Source organism: Phenylobacterium sp. (assembly GCF_036264965.1).
Classification (GTDB): domain Bacteria; phylum Pseudomonadota; class Alphaproteobacteria; order Caulobacterales; family Caulobacteraceae; genus Phenylobacterium.
Genome location: NZ_DATAPY010000028.1, coordinates 1 through 19,255 on the forward strand (window position 1 = coordinate 1; position 19,255 = coordinate 19,255).

General features: G+C 69.1%; 18 protein-coding genes. 1 reads left to right on the forward strand and 17 read right to left on the reverse strand.

Annotated elements, in window-relative coordinates; all coding sequences use genetic code 11:
• From VHS75_RS03550 to VHS75_RS03610, 13 genes are all read right to left on the reverse strand, one after another.
• A partial coding sequence (locus VHS75_RS03550) for a PhoH family protein (protein WP_329637226.1) occupies window positions 1-856 on the reverse strand: 856 nt, incomplete at its 3' end.
• On the reverse strand, window positions 853-2,211 hold the full coding sequence (gene miaB, locus VHS75_RS03555) for a tRNA (N6-isopentenyl adenosine(37)-C2)-methylthiotransferase MiaB (protein ID WP_329637227.1): 1,359 nt from the start codon (window positions 2,209-2,211) through the stop codon (window positions 853-855). The genes miaB and VHS75_RS03550, both read right to left, overlap by 4 nt.
• A gap of 106 nt (window positions 2,212-2,317) precedes the next feature.
• Window positions 2,318-2,692 (reverse strand): Fur family transcriptional regulator, encoded by a 375-nt coding sequence (locus tag VHS75_RS03560; RefSeq protein ID WP_329637241.1) that lies wholly within the window; start codon window positions 2,690-2,692, stop codon window positions 2,318-2,320.
• A 76-nt stretch (window positions 2,693-2,768) separates the two neighbouring features.
• Entirely contained in the window at window positions 2,769-3,230 is a 462-nt protein-coding gene (locus VHS75_RS03565; protein WP_329637228.1) for a GNAT family N-acetyltransferase, read from the reverse strand.
• Window positions 3,227-3,853 (reverse strand): tRNA (adenosine(37)-N6)-threonylcarbamoyltransferase complex dimerization subunit type 1 TsaB, encoded by a 627-nt coding sequence (gene tsaB, locus VHS75_RS03570; protein ID WP_329637242.1) that lies wholly within the window; start codon window positions 3,851-3,853, stop codon window positions 3,227-3,229. Before tsaB ends, VHS75_RS03565 begins: the two co-directional genes overlap by 4 nt.
• A 14-nt stretch (window positions 3,854-3,867) precedes the next feature.
• Window positions 3,868-4,440, reverse strand: a complete 573-nt coding sequence (locus VHS75_RS03575) for a NifU family protein (protein ID WP_329637243.1) — start codon at window positions 4,438-4,440, stop codon at window positions 3,868-3,870.
• 37 nt (window positions 4,441-4,477) lie between these two features.
• Entirely contained in the window at window positions 4,478-4,951 is a 474-nt protein-coding gene (locus VHS75_RS03580; RefSeq protein WP_329637229.1) for a universal stress protein, read from the reverse strand.
• A 38-nt stretch (window positions 4,952-4,989) separates the two neighbouring features.
• Window positions 4,990-6,024 (reverse strand): tryptophan--tRNA ligase, encoded by a 1,035-nt coding sequence (gene trpS, locus VHS75_RS03585; RefSeq protein WP_329637230.1) that lies wholly within the window; start codon window positions 6,022-6,024, stop codon window positions 4,990-4,992.
• 132 nt (window positions 6,025-6,156) lie between these two features.
• Complete coding sequence (murJ, locus tag VHS75_RS03590; RefSeq protein ID WP_329637231.1) at window positions 6,157-7,803, reverse strand: murein biosynthesis integral membrane protein MurJ; 1,647 nt, start codon at window positions 7,801-7,803, stop codon at window positions 6,157-6,159.
• A 100-nt stretch (window positions 7,804-7,903) separates the two neighbouring features.
• Window positions 7,904-8,605, reverse strand: coding sequence for a DUF1080 domain-containing protein (locus VHS75_RS03595; RefSeq protein ID WP_329637232.1), 702 nt, complete (start codon window positions 8,603-8,605; stop codon window positions 7,904-7,906).
• Between the two features lie 13 nt (window positions 8,606-8,618).
• The gene (locus tag VHS75_RS03600; protein WP_329637233.1) at window positions 8,619-9,254 is read right to left on the reverse strand and encodes a gluconate 2-dehydrogenase subunit 3 family protein; all 636 of its coding nucleotides are present in this window, start codon (window positions 9,252-9,254) and stop codon (window positions 8,619-8,621) included.
• Entirely contained in the window at window positions 9,251-10,951 is a 1,701-nt protein-coding gene (locus VHS75_RS03605) for a GMC family oxidoreductase (protein WP_329637234.1), read from the reverse strand. Before VHS75_RS03605 ends, VHS75_RS03600 begins: the two co-directional genes overlap by 4 nt.
• 3 nt (window positions 10,952-10,954) lie before the next feature.
• Entirely contained in the window at window positions 10,955-12,202 is a 1,248-nt protein-coding gene (locus VHS75_RS03610) for a Gfo/Idh/MocA family oxidoreductase (RefSeq protein WP_329637235.1), read from the reverse strand.
• A 178-nt stretch (window positions 12,203-12,380) separates the two neighbouring features.
• On the opposite strand from VHS75_RS03610, the gene VHS75_RS03615 reads away from it, so the two are divergent.
• Entirely contained in the window at window positions 12,381-13,613 is a 1,233-nt protein-coding gene (locus tag VHS75_RS03615) for an MFS transporter (protein ID WP_329637236.1), read from the forward strand.
• Between the two features lie 60 nt (window positions 13,614-13,673).
• On the opposite strand, the gene VHS75_RS03620 is transcribed toward VHS75_RS03615, so the two are convergent.
• The 4 genes from VHS75_RS03620 to mutS form a co-directional block, all read right to left on the reverse strand.
• Entirely contained in the window at window positions 13,674-16,484 is a 2,811-nt protein-coding gene (locus VHS75_RS03620) for a [protein-PII] uridylyltransferase (RefSeq protein WP_329637237.1), read from the reverse strand.
• Window positions 16,485-16,532: 48 nt separating this feature from the next.
• The gene (locus tag VHS75_RS03625) at window positions 16,533-17,189 is read right to left on the reverse strand and encodes an SdpI family protein (protein WP_329637238.1); all 657 of its coding nucleotides are present in this window, start codon (window positions 17,187-17,189) and stop codon (window positions 16,533-16,535) included.
• A complete protein-coding gene (locus tag VHS75_RS03630) occupies window positions 17,189-17,500 on the reverse strand; it encodes an autorepressor SdpR family transcription factor (RefSeq protein ID WP_329637239.1) in 312 nt (103 codons plus the stop codon). Before VHS75_RS03630 ends, VHS75_RS03625 begins: the two co-directional genes overlap by 1 nt.
• 248 nt (window positions 17,501-17,748) lie before the next feature.
• Window positions 17,749-19,255 (reverse strand): DNA mismatch repair protein MutS (mutS, locus tag VHS75_RS03635; RefSeq protein WP_329637240.1); only part of this gene is annotated, 1,507 nt, incomplete at its 5' end.

Consider the following 19,255-nt stretch of genomic DNA (forward strand, 5'->3'; position numbering starts at 1 on the left):
CGGCCACGCCCACGCTCTCGATCCGCCGCAGGAGCTTCACCGCGTGGCGCAGGCCGGAGTCGCGCGGATTGACCAGGTCGACCTGGCTGGGGTCGCCGGTGACCACCATGCGCGCGCCTTCGCCCAGGCGCGTCAGCACCATCTTCATCTGCAAGCGGGTGGCGTTCTGCGCTTCGTCGACGATGACGAACGCCGAGCTGAGCGTGCGGCCGCGCATGAAAGCGATCGGCGCCACCTCGATCTCGCCCTTTTCGCGCCGCCGGCGCAGTTGCTCGGCCCCGAGGATGTCGTTCAGCGCCTCCCAGATGGGGGCCATGTAGGGATCGACCTTCTCGGTCAGGTCGCCCGGCAGGAAGCCGAGACGCTCACCGGCCTCAACGGCGGGACGGCTGACGATCAGCCGATCCACCTCGCCCCGCAGCAGCAAACCTGCCCCATGGGCCACGGCCAGGAAGGTCTTGCCGGTGCCGGCGGGGCCGAGGCCGAAGACCAGCTCGTTCCTGGCTAGCGCCTGCAGATATTCGGCCTGGGTCTTGGTCTTGGGCGCCACCTGGCCGCGGCGGCCGACTGGCAAGGCGCCGGGACCGGCGGCGCCAGACCGCGCATTGCCGATCGCCACGCGCACGTCGGCCTCGGAGATGTCGAGACCCTGGTCGGCGCGTTCGGCGATGGCGTGGACCGCCTTCTTGGCCGCTGTCCGGCCCTTGGAGCCGCCGCTGAGCGAGACCCCGCCGCCCGGCGTCTCCACGAGCACATCGAAGGCGTCTTCGATCAGGGCAGCGTGGCGGGAGTTGGCGCCGGCCACCGCACGCGCGGCCGCGTCGGACAGATTGATGAATTCGGGCGCGCGGCTCACGCGGGCTCCAGCTCCGTCGCTTCGACAAGCACTCCGCCCAGGCTCATCCGCGCGGAGGACTCGATACGAACCGGAACGGTCTGGCCGATCAAGCGATCCGGTGCGGTCGCGTGAACAGCCTGCAGATAGGGGCTGCGGCCGATCAGCTGGCCGGGATGGCGGCCGGGGCGCTCGAACAGCACCGGCAGCACCCTGCCGACCTGCGAGGCGTTGAAGCCGCGGGCCTGTTCGTCCAGCAGGGCGTTCAGCCGCGCCAGCCGCTCGTCCTTCACCGCTTCGTCCACCTGGCCGGGCATGGCGGCGGCCGGCGTGCCGGGACGGCGGGAGTATTTGAAGCTGAAGGCGGTGGCGTAGTTCACCTCGCGCACCAGGGCGAGGGTCGCCTCGAAGTCGCTATCGCGTTCGCCCGGGAAGCCCACGATGAAGTCGCCGCTGATCGCCATGTCGGGCCGGGCGGCGCGGATACGCCCGATCAGGCGGACGTAGCTTTCGGCCGTGTGCGCCCGATTCATGGCCTTCAGGATGCGATCCGAGCCCGACTGCACCGGCAGGTGCAGATAGGGCATGAGCGCGTCCAGCTCGCCGTGGGCGGCAATCAAGGCGTCGTCCATGTCGCGCGGGTGGCTGGTCGTGTAGCGGATGCGGTCGAGGCCTGGGATCGCCGCCAGCCGGCGGGCCAGGGCGGCGAGCCCGCCCTGGCCGGCATAGGCGTTGACGTTCTGGCCCAGCAGGGTGACCTCGCGCACGCCCTGGGCGGCCAGATCGCGGGCTTCCGCCTCGATGGTCTCCGGGCTGCGCGACCACTCGCCGCCGCGGGTATATGGCACCACGCAGAAGGTGCAGAACTTGTCGCAACCCTCCTGCACGGTGAGGAACGCTGTGACTCCATTGGCTGTGCGGCCGACCGGCCCCAGAGCGTCGAACTTCTCATCCGCCGCGAAATCGGCCGACAGCCGCTCGCCCCGGGCGCGGTGGCTGCGTGCGATCAGCTCCGGCAGCTGGTGATAGGCCTGCGGCCCCACGACCAGGTCCACCGCGGGCTGGCGGCGCATGATCTCCTCGCCCTCGGCCTGGGCGACGCAACCGGCGACGGCGATGGTCATCCGCGAGCCACCCTCGGCGATGCGTTCGTCGCGCATCTCCTTCAGCTTGCCAAGTTCGGAATAGACCTTCTCGGTGGCCTTCTCGCGGATGTGGCAGGTGTTCAGCACCACTAGGTCGGCGCCATCGGGCGTGTCGGTCATCGCATAGCCCAGCGGCGACAGCACATCGGCCATCCGCTCGCTGTCATAGACGTTCATCTGACAGCCGTAGGTCTTGATGAAGAGGCGCTTGGAGGGCGCGGGGTCTGACATGGCTGGGGTTATGGGGTTGCCGGGAGAGCGGCGCAAGTTCGCGGACTTTCGCCGGTCGCTGCGCAGTGCTGGATCCCGGCCGTCGCCGGGATGAGTCGCTGCGCGCTCACTTCTCCTCGATCGGCATGCCGTAGAGCTCGAGGCGGTGATCCACCAGCTTGTAGCCGAGCTTCTTGGCGATGGCTTCCTGCAGGGCCTCGATCTCGGCGTCCATGAACTCCACCACCTTGCCGGTCTTCATGTCGATCAGGTGGTCGTGGTGCTGGTCGGGTTGCTCCTCATAGCGGGAACGGCCGTCGCGGAAGTCATGTCGGGTGATGATCCCGGCCTCGTCGAACAGGCGCACGGTCCGGTAGACCGTGGCGATGGAGATGTGCGGATCGACCGCGTGGGCGCGGCGGTGCAGCTCTTCGACGTCGGGATGGTCGTGGGCCTCTGACAGCACGCGGGCGATCACCCGGCGCTGCTCGGTCATGCGCATGCCCTTCTCGATGCAGAGCTTTTCGATGCGGTCCGACACGCGGGCTCCCGATTTCCGAATTCCAACCAGGATAGGTCTAAGCGGCGGCGGCGTTAAGGTCGAGGCGCATCACCAGGGCGTCGGTGTAACCTACGGGCCGACGATCGTAGTAGGCCTTGCGCACGCCCGCCTTGCGGAACCCCGCGGCGGCGTAGAGGGCGATGGCCCCTTCATTGTCTACCGCGACCTCCAGGAAGGCCTCCGCCGCGCCCATGTCCCGCGCCGTGGGTAGGGCCGCCGCCAGCAGGGCGCGGGCGACGCCGCGGCGACGTCCGGCCTCGGCGACGCCCAGGGTCAGTATCTCGACCTCGCCGGCCGCGACACGGCAGAGGATAACGCCCAGCGGGGTTTCGTCCTGGCTCGCGGCCAGGAAGCCGTAGATGCCCTCGCCGTCCAGCAGGTCCTCGAACTCGTCGTCGCGCCAGGGCTTGTCGAAGGCTTCCGCATGGACCGCGGCCATGGCCTCGCATTCGGCGGGCGTTGAGCGGATCAGCCTCATGCCGGCAGTTTCGCGTCGGGCGCGCGCAGATAGAGGGGCTTCAGGGGGCCAGGCCCGCGGCCAGCGGCCAGGCGAGCCACGTCCCGGGCGTCGGCGCCCTCGACGGCGATCACGGTCGCGGACAGCGCGAAGTCGGCCAGCAGGACCGCGCCGGAGCCGATCAAGGTGAAGGGGCGGCCCTGCGACAGCTCGGCGATGCGCGCGGCGGCGACCGCGGCGGTCACCGCGTCCGGGGCCATCAGGGCGGCCCCGTCATCGAAGGCCTGCAGGTAGAGTTGGCCGCGGCGAGCGTCGATGGCCGGGAAAACCAGGCCCGGAGCCTGGGCCGCCAGGGCCTCCAGCGCGCCGATCCCCACCGCCGGCTTGCCCAGGGCGAAGGCCAGGCCCTTGGCGAAGGCGATGCCGACCCGCAGGCCGGTGAAGGAGCCGGGGCCGACGGTGACGGCGATGCGGTCCAGACGATCAAACGCGAGGCCGGCGTCCGCCATCACGTCACGCGCCATGGGCGCCAAGCGTTCCTGATGCCCTCGCGCCATGATTTCCCGCCCAGACGCAAGCACACGCTCGCCGTCGAGCACGGCGACCGAGCAGCTTGAAAGGCAGGTATCCAGGCCGAGGATGATCATCCGCCCTCGTCTTAGAGGGTTTGTTCGACGCCCGTCACTTCCGGAACGTAGTGCTTGAGCATGTTCTCCACGCCCGCCTTCAGCGTCGCCGAGGACGACGGGCAGCCGGAGCAGGCGCCGCGCATGTTGAGGTAGACCACGCCGGTGTTCACGTCGAAGCGGTTGAACAGGATGTCGCCGCCGTCCTGGGCCACGGCCGGGCGGATGCGGGTGTCTAGCAGATCCTTGATCTCGGCGACGATCTGGGCGGTTTCGCCCTCGTAAATCCCCTCATCATGGCCGCCGGCCTGGTCGCCCTCGGCGGCGAACAACGGCTGGCCGGAGGTGAAGTGGTCCATGATGGCCGCCAGGATCGGCGCCTTCAGATGGCTCCAGTCGTAGTCGGCCAGTTTGCCCACCGTCAGGAAGTCCGGGCCGAAGAACACCCGCTCGACGCCCTCGAGGCCGAACAGCTCCGTGGCCAAGGTGGAAGCCTGCGCGTCAGCGGCGTCGCGGAAGTCGCGCGTGCCTTCGCCCATGACCTCGCGGCCGGGCAGGAACTTCAGGACCTCGGGGTTCGGGGTCGGCTCGGTCTGGATGAACATGCCGAAGATGTGGCGCCGCGGGCCGCCCAACGCAAGTTCACGCCAGTTCGGCGATCTCGTCGTCGGTGAGGTCGCCGGGCACCAGGGTCACTGGCACCTTGCGGCCGCCCCAGGTCACGCCCTCTTTGGCCAGCGAGGCCACCAGCGGGCCCGGACCACGCCCGCCGACCGCGGCCGCCAGCACCAGGATCTTGATGTCGGGATCGCCGGCGATAACCTCGCGCAGCGCCGTGCGGACGTTCTCGGCGTGCTTGATAATGAACTCCGGCGGCAGGCCCGTTTCGGCCTTCACCAGCTCGGCGGACTTCTGCAGGACGGCCTCGGCCTCCTCGCGCGCCTGACGCTCGATCTCCTCGCGCACGCCGGACCAGTGCTCGAAATACTCCGGCTCGATCACGCGCAGCAGGGCGACATAGCCGCCGGTGGAGCGCGCCCGGCGGCAGGCGAAGCGCAGCGCCGCCTGATATTCCGGCGTGTCGTCGGCCACGACGAGGAACTTGCGCTGGCTCATGCCGTGACGGTGACGCGGCTGGGATCGCCGCGCAAGGCTCAGCCGGCCCAGTAGCCCACGATGCGCTTGACCTCGGCCAGGTTCGGCGCGGCGACCTCACGGGCCCGCTCGGCGCCGGCGCTCAGGATCCGGTCGATCTCAGCCGGGTCGGCAAGCAGGCGGCGCATCTCGCCGCCGATCGGGCTCATGACCGAGACCGCCAGGTCGGCGAGCTTCGGTTTGAAGGCCCCGAAGCCCTGGCCGGCGAACTCGGTGAGCACGTCCTGGGCGGTGCACCCCGACAGAGCGGCATAGACCCCGATCAGGTTCTGCGCCTCGGCGCGGCCGGCGAGGTCGTCGAGCTTTTCCGGCAGGACATCGGCGTCGGTGCGGGCCTTGCGGATCTTCTGGCTGATCGTGTCGGCGTCGTCGGTCAGGTTGATCCGCGAATTGTCCGAGGGGTCGGACTTGGACATCTTCACCGACCCGTCGCGCAGGCTCATGATCCGTGCGCCCGGCCCCTGGGTCAGGGCTTCCGGGAGGGGGAAGAAGCCCGGCGCGTCGAAGTCGTGGTTGAACTTCGCGGCGATGTCGCGGGTCAGCTCCAGGTGCTGGCGCTGGTCCTCGCCGACGGGCACGTGGGTCGCCTTGTAGACCAGGATGTCGGCGGCCTGCAGCACCGGGTAGGTGTAGAGGCCGACGCTCTCGCGTTCCTTGTGCTTGCCGGCCTTGTCCTTGAACTGGGTCATCCGGTCGAGCCAGCCCAGGCGCGCGACGCAGTTGAACACCCAGGCCAGCTCCGCGTGCGCCGGCACGGCGGACTGGGCGAAGATGGTTGCGACCTTGGGGTCGAGGCCGGTGGCCAGATAGGCCGCGGCGATCTCGCGGACCTGGCCCTTCAGCTTGGCCGGGTCCTGCCAGGCGGTGATAGCGTGCAGGTCGGCCACGAAGATGAAGGTCTCCATCTCGTGTTGCAGGCGGGCGAATTTCACCAGCGCGCCCAGGTAGTTGCCCAGGTGCAGGTCGCCGGACGGCTGCACGCCGGAGAGCACGCGCGGTTTGCCCGCATACGGGGCCGGAGCTTGGTCAGTCATGGGGTAAGGCTTCTCGGGAGTTTGACGCACGGGCGCAAGGCCCGGATGAGGCGGGTGGGTCGGCGCTTCAGCGCCATCGCCAGGTCAGGTGGCCCCGAGAGGTCATGGGCGCTGAATAGAACCGCGGCCGGCTCACGGCAAGTCCGCGGGCCCTTCCGGCGGGTCGCCCTTGCGGCGGCGAAGCGCGCCGCGGGCCTCGGCGATCGTCAGCCCGCCTGACCCGAACAGCAGCAGCGGATAGATCGCCGCCGCCACGATCACGGTGAGCGCGATGGCGAACTCCTTGGGGCCCAGGCCATGGGTCACATGGAAGCCGCCGAACAGACCCTGCATCTGGGCGCGGTAGTGGGACGCGCCGGCCAGCAGGACCGCCAGCGCCACATTGGCGACCACGATGCGGATCAGCCGCGACACGGCCTTGGCGCCGGGGCGGTAGTGGTCGCGCCGCGCGAGCGTCACGCCCATCATCACCACATTCAGCCACCAGGCGCTGGCGGTCGCCGCCGCGATGCCGGCCACGCCGAAGAAATGGAAGAGGGTGATCCCGAGGGCCACGTTCACCGCCACCGAGACCAGGGCGAAGCGCATCGGCGTCGTCGTGTCCTGACGCGCGAAGAAAGCCCGGCTGAACAGCTGGGCCAGGACAAAAGCCGGCACGCCCCAGCCGTATTGCAGGAGCGCCGAGGCGGTCTGGTGCGCATCGACGAGGGTGAACAGGCCGCGGGTATAGAGCGCGTCGACGATGAAGAAGGGGATGGAGACCAGGCCCGTGGCGGCCGGCAGGGTCAGCGCCATGGCGAAGACGATGGCGTCGTCCATGGCCTTTTGCGCGCGCTCGTGATCCCCTGCGTGGATGGCGCGCGACAGGGCCGGCAGCAGCGCCACGCCGATGGCCACGCCCACCAGCCCTTGCGGGAGCTGGTAGAGATTGTCGCATTGGGCGATCCAGGAGGCTGCGCCATTGACGTGGCTGACCAGGATGCCGGAGACGAAGACGTTGATCTGAGTGACGCTCGCGCCGATGGCGCCGGGGACGGCGAGCGCGATCAGGGCTTTGATCTGCGGGGTCAGCCTGGGCCAGCGCAGGGTCACATCGGCGCCCGATTTGCGCACGCCCCACCAGAGCAGGCCCGCCTGGCTGACGCCGGCAATCGTCACGCCGATGGAAGCCCAGACCGCGGCCTGCACCGGACTGTGGGTCGGCAGCATCGCCGCAAGCGTCCAGAGGTTCAGCAGGATCGGCGCCGCGCCCGAAAGGATGAACCGATTGCGGGCGTTCAGCACGCCCGACAGGTGCGCGTAGATCGCCATGCAGGGCAGGTAGGGCATGGTGATCTGCGTCAGCAGGACCGCCAGCCGGTACTTCTCCGGCGTGGCCGCGAAGCCCGGCCGGATCAGGAACATCAGCCAGGGCATGGTCAGTTCGGCGACGACCGTGATGGCGAGCGTCGCCGCCGCCAGCACCGCCATGGCGTCGGCCGCCAGCTCGTCGGCCACCGCCTCGCCGTCGGTCTCGAGCGAGCGGGAATAGGCCGGCACGAAAGCCGCGGCGAAAGCGCCTTCCGCGAAGATCCGCCGGAACAGGTTGGGGAAGGAGAGCGCGGCATTGAAGGCGTCGGCCGCGAAGGTGGCGCTCGCCCCCATGAAGTAGCTGATCGCTAGGTTGCGCACGAAGCCCATCAGCCGGCTGATCAGCGTGAAGCCCGAAAAAATCATCGACGAGCGGATCAGGCCGCCCGGTTTGTCGGCCGCCGTCGTGGGCTTCGTTGTGGCGGTCACGGGCGGCGGCGTCTCGGACGGAGGGCGATTCACAGGCGGCAAACTAGCGTGGGCCGCCGCCCGGCGCGCGGTGCATTTTGGCGCGCGGGCGGACCGACCGCTACTTCAGCACCTTGATCTTGATGTTCTTGAACCAGACGGGGTCGCCGGGTTCGCCATGCATCTGCAGGGCGATGGCGCCGGTCTTGCCGGTGGCGAACTGCGGCCAGCGTTTGAACTTCGATGCCGCCACGCGGGCTTTGAACTCGGCGGAGTTCATGTCGTACTCCACGACCTTCACGCCGTTCAGCCAGTGCTGCACCTTGCCATGGTCGACGACGATCCGGCCGTGGTTGAATTCGCCCACCGGTTTGGTCATGTCCTTCGATGGCGGATAGAGGGCGAACAGCGAGGCGGCCTGCTGCGGCGGCGGCTCGCCGTGGGCGTTGTCTAGGATCTGGTACTCGGGGCCGCTCTCGTAGGTCTCATCGCCCACTGGGATCACGTGGAACATCACGCCGGAGTTGCCCTTCGGGCTGATCTTCCAATCGAAATCTAGCTCGAAATTCTCGAAATTCTCCTTGGAGACCAGGTCCTTGGAGACCTTGGGCGTCGGGCCAAGGGCGCCGTCCTTGACCGTCCAGCCGGCGTCGGGTGCCTCGGTCTTGAACCCCTTCCAGCCGGCCGTCGACTTGCCGTCGAACAGGAGCTTCCAGCCGTCGGCCTTCTCGGCGGGGGTGAGCGCATTGTCGGCGGCGAAGGCCGGCGCCGCGGCGGTCATGAGCAGGGAGGCGACCGCGAGGCCGAGGGCGAGGGCTTTCATGGGTCGCAGGCTCCTAGAGGCCGAGTTTCTTGAATGCGTTTTCCAGCGCCGCCTTGACCTCGGCCGAGGGGCCGGGATCGGAGGTGCGCGGCACGTTGCCGATGTAGCCGATGTCCTTGAACCCGGCTTCGGTCGTGTAATAGGCGCCGATGGTCAGGCCGCGGAACTTCTTCCAGAAGGCCTTCGTCGCCTGGTCAGTAGCCTTCGGCAGCGCCGCGAGCGCCGCGGCCCGTTCGGAGGCGCCGGCTCTCAGCACCTTGGCGCTGAGCGCATTCAGGCCGTTCATCACAACCGGGCGGTCCTTGACCTGGTCCGGATAGGGCGCGCTGACCCACTCGTTGATGAAGTCCGGCACGCCCAGCGAACTGGCCGAGGACGCGGGTCCGCTGGCCGGCAGGATGTAGTCGGCCAGGATCGCCGCGGTGGTCAGCTGGTCGGGCGTCATGATCCGCGACCAAGGCGCTTTTTCCGGCTTGGTCAGCTTGGGATCTGTCCCGTAGCCGCGGGTGACGACCTCGCCGCCCATCTTCGGGCCATAGACCACCACGCCCGCGCCGCCGGCGATGGCAGCGCCGACCACGCCGACCCAGGCGAGCGCGGTGCGCCGGTCGATCTTCGAGACATAGGGCTCCGGGGTTTCGGTGCTCATAGGGCCCCCTGCTTGGCGATGGTGGCCAGGTTGTCCGCCGAGCGCCAGGCCAGCGCCAGGATCGACAGCGTCGGGTTCTTGTCCGGGCTTGAGACCATGGTCGCCCCGTCCATGATGAAGAGGTTCGGCACCGCCCAGGACTGGCCGTACTGGTTGACCACCGAGTCGGTGTCGTTGTGCCCCATCCGCGCGGTGCCGATCTCGTGGATCATTTCGCCGCCCTTGGAGATGGCCTTCCTGCCGTCCGTCTCGACGTGGCCCTCGGGCTTGCCGCCGAGCTTGTCGATCACCTCCAGGAAGGTCTTCACCGCATGGGCGGCTTGGTTGGTCTCGTGCTCGCCCCACTTCCAGTGGAAGCGCAGCACCGGGATGCCCCACTTGTCCTTGGCGACCGGATCGATCTCGCAATAGCAGTCGTCGTTGGGGATCATCTCGCCGCGGCCGTCGAAGCCGATGGTCGAGCCGAACCGCTGGCGCAGCTTGGCCCGAAGGTCGTCGCCCACCAGGCTCTCGTCGTCGCGCACCAGGCCGGCCATGCCCATGGACGGCATGTGGCGGCCGCCGCCGATCTCGATGTGGTAGCCGCGGGCGAAGCCCAGCTCCTTCTGCCTCTCGTAGCCCCACCACGGAATGTAGGTGTGTTGGGTGCCCTGGCCGTCGTCGTTGGTCGGCGGCAGGCCTTCGAGCGCCGGGAACTGGCCGGTGACCCCGGTGCCGACGCTGTCCATCAGATAGCGGCCGACCATGCCGTGGGTGTTGCAGAGGCCATTGGGGAAGGCCGGCGTCTTGGAGTTCAGCAAGATCCGCGCCGTCTCGCCCGAGCCCGCGGCCAGGACCACCGTTTTCGCCGTCGCCGAATGGTGCTGGCCGGTCTTGCGGTCGACGTAGGTGACACCCTTGGCGCGGCCGGCCTTGTCCAGGTCCACCTGATAGACCAGGGCGTTGGTGGTGATGGTCAGGTTGCCCGTGGCCATGGCCGGCGGCAGCAGCACCGTCGTCGACTGGAAGTTGGCCCCGATCGCGCAGCCGCGCCCGCAGGGCGTGGCGAAGAGGCAGGTGTTGCGCCCTTCCATCTGGCCGGTGACCACCGCGCCGTGCATCGGGATCACCGGGATGCCCATGGCCCGGAAGGCGCGTTCGTAAAAGATCTCGAAGGCACGCGGCGGCGCGGATTCCATCAGGCAGCCGGGCGGCGAGTCCGGGGTGTTGAGCAGGCCGCGGGCCGGCGCCGCGCCGGAGACCCCGATCAGCTTCTCGGTCCTGCCGTACCAGGGCGCCACGTCGTCGTAGGTGATCGGCCAGTCGTAGCCCAGGCCGTCGCGGCTGCGCGGCTTGAAGTCCAGCGGCCCGAAGCGCAGCGCGATGCGCCCCCAGTGATTGGTGCGCCCGCCCAGCATCCGCGGCCGCCACCAGATGAAGGGCTCGGAGCCCTCGGCCACGGTGTAGGGCTCGTTAGGCACCTCCCAGCCGCCATCCACGGTGGCGTCGTAGAAGCCGAAGGGCTTGTCCGGCGTGCCGACGCCGCGCAGGGGCGCCTCGGCGTTGGTGTTGAACATCGGGGTCTCGACGCGCGGATCGTAGTCGCGCCCGGCCTCGAGCATCAGCACCTTCATCCCCGACTTGGTCAGGTGATAGGCGCTCATCCCGCCGCCGGCTCCCGAGCCGACGATGATTACGTCATAGGGCTCTGCCGCCATGTCTCAAGCTCCGATCCGCGCCGGGACCGGCACGTAGGTTTCGAGGGTCGGGTCGGGCAGGTTCACCACCTGACCGGTCTCCGCGGATTTGTAGAGGGCCATGACCATCTTGGTGACCTCGACGCCGTCCTCGAACGTTTCGATAGGCGTCTTACCGTGCCGGAAGCAGTCGACCATGTGGCGGTTCTCGCCGACGTAGCCGTAGGTGCCGGCCTCGTCCTCGACGATGGGCATCTGGCCCTGCTCGGCGTTCTGCTTCTCCACCAGGTCCTCACCCTGACCGCCGGTGATGGCGCGGGACAGGAACACCTTCAGGCTGGGGTTCAGCGAGGAGAACTCCATGGCGTATTCCGGGCCCAGGAGGGCCAGGTCGATGCGCAGGCCCGGGCCGACATAGGACCAGGAGGTCGAGGCCTCGATGATCAGCTCCTGGCCGGTCTCGTCCTCCAGCGTGATGGTGGCGCGGGCGAAGTCCTCCACCGGATGGGCCTGCATCTCGACGCCCTGGAAATCCTTGGCGAGGCTCTTGGCGTAGCGGGCCTGGGTCCACTTCAGATAGCCGACCGACCCTTGAGCCGACTTCACCGTCAGGCTGGCGCGCGGCGCGTCCGGGGCGGTCAGCAGGAAGCGGCCGACCTCGACGGAGTGGCACATCATGTCGCTCATCACGCCGCCGCCCTGCCGCGGGCCCTGCCAGAACCAGGGCTCGTGCGGGCCGGAGTGCTCTTCCGCCGCACGGGCCAGATAGGGGCGTGACGAGGCCGGGACGGCGCGGCGCCAGACGATCTCCTTGCCGCGCTCGACGGCGGTGGAGAACACCTGGTTCTCCAGATAGCCGTGGGCGAGGCCCGCGTCCTCGGCCAGCCGCAGCACCTCGCGGGCCTCGGCCAAGGTCCGGCCGAGCGGTTTTTCGCAGGCGACCGCACGAACTTTGGAGCGCCGGGATTTCACCGCGTCGTGGATCGCCTGCATAACCTCCAGCCGGCGGTCGTTGGGGGCCAACAGCCAAATGGCGTCGACGTCGTCGGCGGTCAGCAGACTCTCCAGGTCGCCATAGGCGCGGCAGGGGCCGAGCTCGGCCGCATTGACCATCGCCGCCAGCTCTTCGCGATGGGTCGCGGTGGGGCTGTAGACGCCGGTGATCTGAGCGTGGCGGACGGACTGGAAGCTCTTGACGTGGAACTTGGCGATGAAGCCCGAGCCGATGAAGCCGATGCGCAAAGGGGGCGGCGCTTCACTTGCTTGCGCCATGCTCTCTAATCCCTCGCGAACCACTGACCTTCAGCGACCTTGGCGCCGGCGGCGGGAGAGGTCAAACCGTGCCAGTCGCGAGGTGTTTGCCGATCGGATCGCGACAGGTGCGCTTAGGCGTCAACTGTGTAATCGATAGGCCAAGCGGGGCATAGAGACTCGCGCCGGGGGAGCAAAGATGACGGTCCGCACGCGGCTTTTTCTGATGATGGTGCTGCAGCTGGCGGTCTGGGGCGCCTGGGCGCCGAAGCTGTTCCCCTACATGGGCATGCTGGGCTTTGCGCCCTGGCAGCAGTCGCTGGTCGGCAGCGCCTGGGGCATCGCCTCGGTGGCCGGGATCTTCTTCTCGAACCAGTTCGCCGATCGCAACTTCGCCGCCGAGCGGTTCATGGCCGGCAGCCATGCGTTGAGCGGCCTGGCGCTGGCGGCCTGCGCTTTCCTGACCAGCTTCTGGCCGTTCTTCGCGGCCTACCTAGTCTTCAGCCTGCTCTATGTTCCGACCCTGTCGGTCTCCAACTCCATCGCCTTCGCCAACCTGAAGGACCCGGCCAGGGACTTCGGCGCCGTCCGCATGGGCGGCACGGTCGGCTGGGTGCTGGTGAGCTGGCCGTTCGTCTTCCTGCTGGGCGCCAAGGCCGACGCGGCGCAGGTGCGCTGGATCTTCCTGGTCGCCGCGATCGTCTCGTTTGCACTGGCCGCCTACAGCCTGACCCTGCCGCACACCCCGCCGAAGCGCGACGCCCAGGCCCCCGACTCGCGATCTGGCGACCCCTTGGCCTGGCGCGAGGCGATCAAGCTCCTGGGCGTGCCGTTCGTGGGCGTGCTGTTCGCGGTCACCTTCATCGATAGCGTGATCCACAACGGCTACTTCGTGATGGCCGACAACTTCCTGACCCACCGCGTGGGCATCGCCGGCAACCTGTCGATGATCGTGCTCAGCCTGGGCCAGCTGGCCGAGATCGTGACCATGTTCGTGCTTGGCGGCGTGCTGGCGCGGCTGGGCTGGAAGACCACCATGATCGTGGGCATCCTCGGCCACGCCGCACGCTTCTCGGTGTTCGCCTTCTTCGCCGACAGCGTGCCGGTGATCGTGGCCGTGCAACTGCTGCACGGCATCTGCTACGCCTTCTTCTTCGCCACCGTGTACATCTTCGTGGACGCGACCTTCCCGAAGGATGTCCGCTCCAGCGCCCAGGGGCTGTTCAACCTGCTGATCCTGGGGATCGGAAACGTCGGCGCGAGCTTCCTCTTCCCCGCGCTGATCGCCCATTGGACCGACGCCGCCGGCAAGGTCGATTACCGCAGCCTGTTCATGATCCCCACCGGCATGGCGGCGCTCGCCGTCCTGCTGCTCGCCGCCTTCTTCCGCCCGCCGCAGCGCGGTCCCGTGGCAGAGGGCGCGGCCGCATGAAGACATCGCCTGTAAAGGCCGATTCCTGACCGGTGCGGCGTCCGGGCCGGGTGGGCATGGCTAGCGCGCGACGCTGGCCCGGGCGCGTTGCAGATGCGCCCGGCGCGGCTCTTCCTGGTCAGCGTCGTTGAGCGCGGCCAGCAGGGCGGCCTTGAGGGCGTTGCCCTTGCGCGCGTCGGTCACCTTTAGCCCCTTCGGCCCGGTCACGTAGAAGGCGTCGACGGCGCGTTCGCCATAGCCATCGATGTGGGCCGACAGGATCGACAGGCCCGCGTCGGCGATGGTGCGGGCGAGCGCCGCCAAGAGGCCCGGTCGGTCGCGGCCGGAGGCCTCCACCACCGTCGAGGTCTCCGACGCGTCGTTGTCCAGCATCACCGCCGGTTCGATGGAGAAGGCCGCCGCGCGGCCGAGATCGGCGGAGCGCCGCGGCTCGGTCGGCGCCGGCTCGCCCCGGGCGGCGGCCTCCAGGCTCTCGACCAGGCGGGCCAGCGATCGCGGATTGTCGCCGCCGAACGGCTGGCCGGCCGCGTCCTGCAGGTAAAAGACGTCCAGCGCCTGGCCGGCGCGCGAGGTGAAGACCCGCGCGCCCAGCACATTGGCCCCGGCGCCCGTGATGGCGCCCGCCAAGTCGACGAACAGCCTGCGGCGGTCGATCGCGGCCACCGAGACCTCCGCGGCGTTGCGGTCCAGCCGCACCCGGCCCTCGGCAGCGGCCCCGTTTCCGGCGCGGCGCGACAGGGCGGCGTGGCTCAGCACCTCGCTTTCAGAGAAGGCCGAGAAATAGGCGTCCTCCATGGCGTCGGCCCAGGCCTCGGCGGCCGGGTCGGCCTTGGCCACCCGCACGCGGGCGTCATAGGCGGCGTTCTCGTGATAGCGCTTCAACGCCGCGGCGGTGTCGGAGCCGCGGCCGCCGCGGAACACCGCCTCGGTGGCGCCGTAGAGCTCCCGCAGCAGCTGACCCTTCCAGCCGTTCCAGACGCCCGGCCCCACCGCGCGGATATCGGCCACCGTCAGCACCAGCAACAGGCGCAGCCGTTCCGGCGTCTCGATGATCTTGGCGAAGTCGGTGACCGTGCGCGGATCGGAGATGTCGCGCTTCTGGGCGGTGTCGCTCATCACCAGGTGATGCTCGACGATCCAGGCGACCAGCTCGATCTTCGAGCGCTCCAGCCCCAGTCGTTCGCAGGCCGACCGCGCCGCCCGCGCGCCCGCCTTCTCCTGGCCGCCCGCGCCACCCTTGCCGGTGTCGTGCAGCAGCATGGCCAGGAACAGGGCCTCGCGGTCGACGATCAGCGGCATGATCGCGGTCGACAGCGGATTTTCGTCGGCGAAGCGTCCGGCGGCGATGTCGGAGATCACCCCCACGGCCCGCAGGGTGTGCTCATCCACCGTGTAGGAGTGGTACATGTTGAACTGCATCTGGGCGACGATGCGCCCGAACTCCGGCAGGTAGCGGCCGAGCACACCGGCGTCGGTCATCAGGGTCAGCGTCCGCTGCGGATCGCGCCCGTGGGCCAGGATCGACAGGAACACCTTGGCCGCATGGCGGTCGCGCCGCACGCCCGAGGTGATCAGGGGCGCGAGCCGCGTGGCCGCCGTGAAGGCGTCGGGGTGCAGGTCGAGGTTGCGCTCGTCGGCGATCTTGAACAGCCGCAGCAGATTGATCGGGTCGGCCTCGAAGATGTCCGGGCTGTCGATGTTCAGCCGCCCGCCGATCTCGTGGAACCCGGGTACGTCGAGCGGCGTGCGCTTGGGCCGCCGCGCGGGCAGCAGGCGCGACAGGCCGCGCGGCGCGGTCTTCACCCGCTCGGCTTCCAGCTTGGCGGCGAAGACCCGTGTCAGGGCCCCGACCTCCTTGGCGATCAGGAAGTAGCGCCGCATGAACCGCTCGACCGCCGGATTGTCGGCCCGGTCGCCATAGCCCATCCGTTGCGCGATCTCCGGCTGCAGGTCGAAGGTCAGGCGCTCTTCCGGCCGGCCCGTCGTGAAATGCAGATGCGCGCGTACGGCCCACAGGAAGTCGAAGGCCTGGATGAAGGCGCGCACCTCGCGTCGCTCGAACATCTCCAGTTGCATGACCTTCTCAATCGACTGGCCGGGATGCAGATACTGGGCGATCCAGAAGAGGGTGTTGAGGTCGCGAAGCCCGCCCTTGCCCTCCTTGATGTTGGGCTCGACCATGTAGCGGCTGGCGCCGGCCCGGGCGTGGCGCTCGTCGCGCTCCTTCAGCTTGGCGGCGACGAACTCCGCGCCGGTGCCCTTGACCACCTCGTTCTGGAAGCGCCGCACCAGCTCGTCGGCCAGCTTCTCGTCGCCGATCAGCCTGCGCGCCTCCAGGATCGAAGTGCGGATGGTGAAGTCTTCCCGGGAGAGCTTCACGCACTCTTCGACCGTCCTCGAAGCATGACCGACTTTGAAGCCCAGGTCCCACAGGGCGTAGAGCATATATTCGATGACGCTCTCGGCGTGGGCGGTCTGCTTGTAGGGCCGCACGAACAACAGATCGATGTCGGAGTAGGGCGCGAGCGTGCCGCGGCCGTACCCGCCGACGGCCATCAGCGCCAGTCTTTCGCCCTCCGTTGGATTGCGGGCGCGGAAGACGTGCACCGTAGTGAAGTCCCAGAGCGCGGTGATCACCTCGTCGGTCACGCCGGAGATCAGCCGCGCCGTCTCGATGCCGCCAGCGCCGTTCTCCAGCCGCTCCTTGGCGATCATCCGGCCGCGGAACAAGGCCGCCTTGAGGATCTCCAGCGCCGCCTTGCGCTGCGCCGGCTCGTCGCCCGCTTCCAGCGCGGCGGCCGACAGCTGGGCGCGCATTCGCACACCGTCGACGACGTATTCGAGGCGAGTGGGTTTGAGGCGCGGCGGCATGCCTCGGATATAGGATGCTTTCGGCCGGCCCGCGCCTGCGGAGTTGTCTCAGGCCCTTGGTAGGGCGCGGTGCAGGCTGCGCGACCGGGCGATGCCGAACAGCATGGGAAGGGCGGAACAGGCGCCAATGGCGAGACCCAGGGCGGCGGCGGCGTGGAGCAGGAAGCCCGAGGCGACGAGCGCCAGCCCGGCGATGACCATCCCGCGGCCTGTGTAGCGGTGCGTCTTGTCCCACACGCCGGCGTCGGCCAGCGTCCAGGGCGTCTTGACCCCGATGAACCCGTTGCGGCGGGCCTTGCCGAGATAGTTGCCGATCGCCAGCAGCAGGACGCCGGTCGCGATGGCCACCGGGCGCATGACGTTGAACTCCGGGTCCAGCGCCCGGCCAACGAGCGTGAACTGCACCACCAGCAGCAAACCCGCCACGGCGATCAGGGTGATGTCGAAGACTTCGGCGGCGCGCTCCACCTGCCCCCGGGCGCCAAACCCGGGCGCGAAGGTCATGGCCGTGGCCACGAACCCGGAGATGACCGGGATCAGCCAAAGCGCCTCGCGTGAAACACCGTGGTGGCGCAGACCATCGAGGCCGAGATAGTTCACAGGGACCCCGGCGCCGGCCGGAAGCATGAACCACGCCCAGCCGGCCACGAGGACGGAAGCGCCGGTCAGGATCGCGGCGACCCAGGTCGCGTTGGAAATGCGCATCAGCCTATTCCTTTGCGAGGCTTGGCCGACGCCCGGCCCTGCGGCTTGGCGTCGAGGAATTTGAAAGCGTCCATCAGCGCCATCAGCGCCTCTTCGAGCACCGAGACGTTCAGGCGGTAGACGATCGTCGTGCCGGTCTTCTCAGGCGTCACGAGGCCCGCCTCGCGCAGGACCGCGAAGTGGCCGGACAGCGTCGGCTTGGCGAGCTGGAAGTGGGCGGCGATCTCGCCGGCGCTCATATCCTGCTCGCGCAGCAGCTCGAGGATCCGCCGGCGGGAAGGATCGGCCAGGGCTCTATAGACTTCGGACACAGGGCGCCTTTGACGTTTCGTATTTCGCTAAGTAGCAAATTAGCGAATAAAGCGGGCGTCGCAAGTGGTATTTCGGTGGATGGCGAAATTCGCCTTCCCTCCCCGCTCTGGGGAGGGTGGCGACCCCGGACTTGATCCGGGGGAGACGGGTGGGGAAGTGTGGGCCAGCGCGCTGTGTCAGAGCTTGAGCGCGACTGCCCCACCCTGATCGCTGCGCGATCTGTCGCTCCCCATTAAGGGAGGGAAGGCTATCCGAGCAGCCCCTTCAACCGGTACAGCGCTTCCATCGCCTCGCGCGGACTCATCCCATCGGGGTCCATCACCCGCAGCGCCTCCTCCGCCGGGCTGGCCCCGAACGACGGCGCGGCCTCCGCCACCGCAGCGAATAGCGGCAAGGCATCGAGGTTGGCGGGGCCGGCGGCTTCGCGTTCCAGCCGCTCCAGCACGTCCTTGGCCCGGGCGACCACGGGCCCCGGAACACCGGCCAGCTTCGCAACCTGCACGCCGTAGCTGCGGTCTGCAGGACCAGGCCCGGCTTCGTGCAGGAAGATCAGGTCGCCGTTCCACTCCTTGGCCCTGAGCGAGAGGTTGGCGACATAGGCCAGGCGCTGCTCCAGCACCGCCAGCTCGTGATAGTGCGTGGCGAAGAGGGCGCGGCAGCGATTGGTCTCGTGCAGCGCCTCGGCGCAAGCCCAGGCGATGGCCAGGCCGTCATAGGTCGCGGTGCCGCGCCCGATCTCGTCGAGGATCACGAAGGAGCGCGGCGTCGCCTGGGTGAGGATCGCGGCGGTCTCAACCATCTCGGCCATGAAGGTCGAGCGGCCCCGGGCCAGGTCGTCGCCGGCGCCCACGCGGCTGAACAGCCGGTCGACCACGCCCAGCCGCAAACGCTTGGCGGGTACGAAGCAGCCGGCCTGGGCGAGCACGGCCAGGAGCGCGTTCTGGCGCAGGAAGGTCGACTTGCCGGCCATGTTCGGGCCAGTGACGAGGGCCAGCCTCGGTCCGCCGGCGCCCGCACCGTCCAACCGGCAGTCGTTGGGCGTGAACGCCTCGCCGGCGCGACGCACGGCGTTTTCCACCACCGGATGGCGCGCCGCTTCGGCCTCAAAGGCGGTGGAGCGGTCAACCACCGGGCGCGATGCGCCCACGTCCTCGGCCCATTCGGCGACGCCCGAGGCCACGTCGAGCCGCGCGGCGGCGGACGCTGCGGCCTGGATGTCGGCGGCGACGCTGACGGCCGCGTCGCGCCAGGCCTCGAAGGTGTCGAGCTCGATGGCCAGGGCCCGCTCGGCGGCCTGGGCGATCCTGGCGTCCAGCTCGGCCAGTTCGACGGTGGTGAAGCGGACCTGGTTGGCCAGGGTCTGGCGGTGGATGAAGGTGGCGTTCAGGGGCGCCGCGAACAGCGGCTCGGCGGCCTTGGCCGTCGTCTCGACGAAGTAGCCGAGGACCGCGTTGTGGCGGACCTTCAGCGCCACGCCACTCTCCGAGGCCAGCCGCGCCTCGAGCTGCAGGATGACGCGGCGGCTGTCGTCGCGCAGCGCGCGGGCCTGGTCCAGCTCCGGCCGCACGCCCTCGCCGACGAAACCGCCGTCCCGGGCGAGGGACGGAAGGTCCGGCCCCAGGCCCTCGTCCAGCAGGGCGCGGAACTGGGCGAGGTCGGGATGCAGGGCGGGGTTCAGCGCGGCCAGGGCCTGGGCGATCTCGGCGGGGAGTTCGACAAGCGGGTCGCGGGTCGAGACGAACAGCCTGGCCACC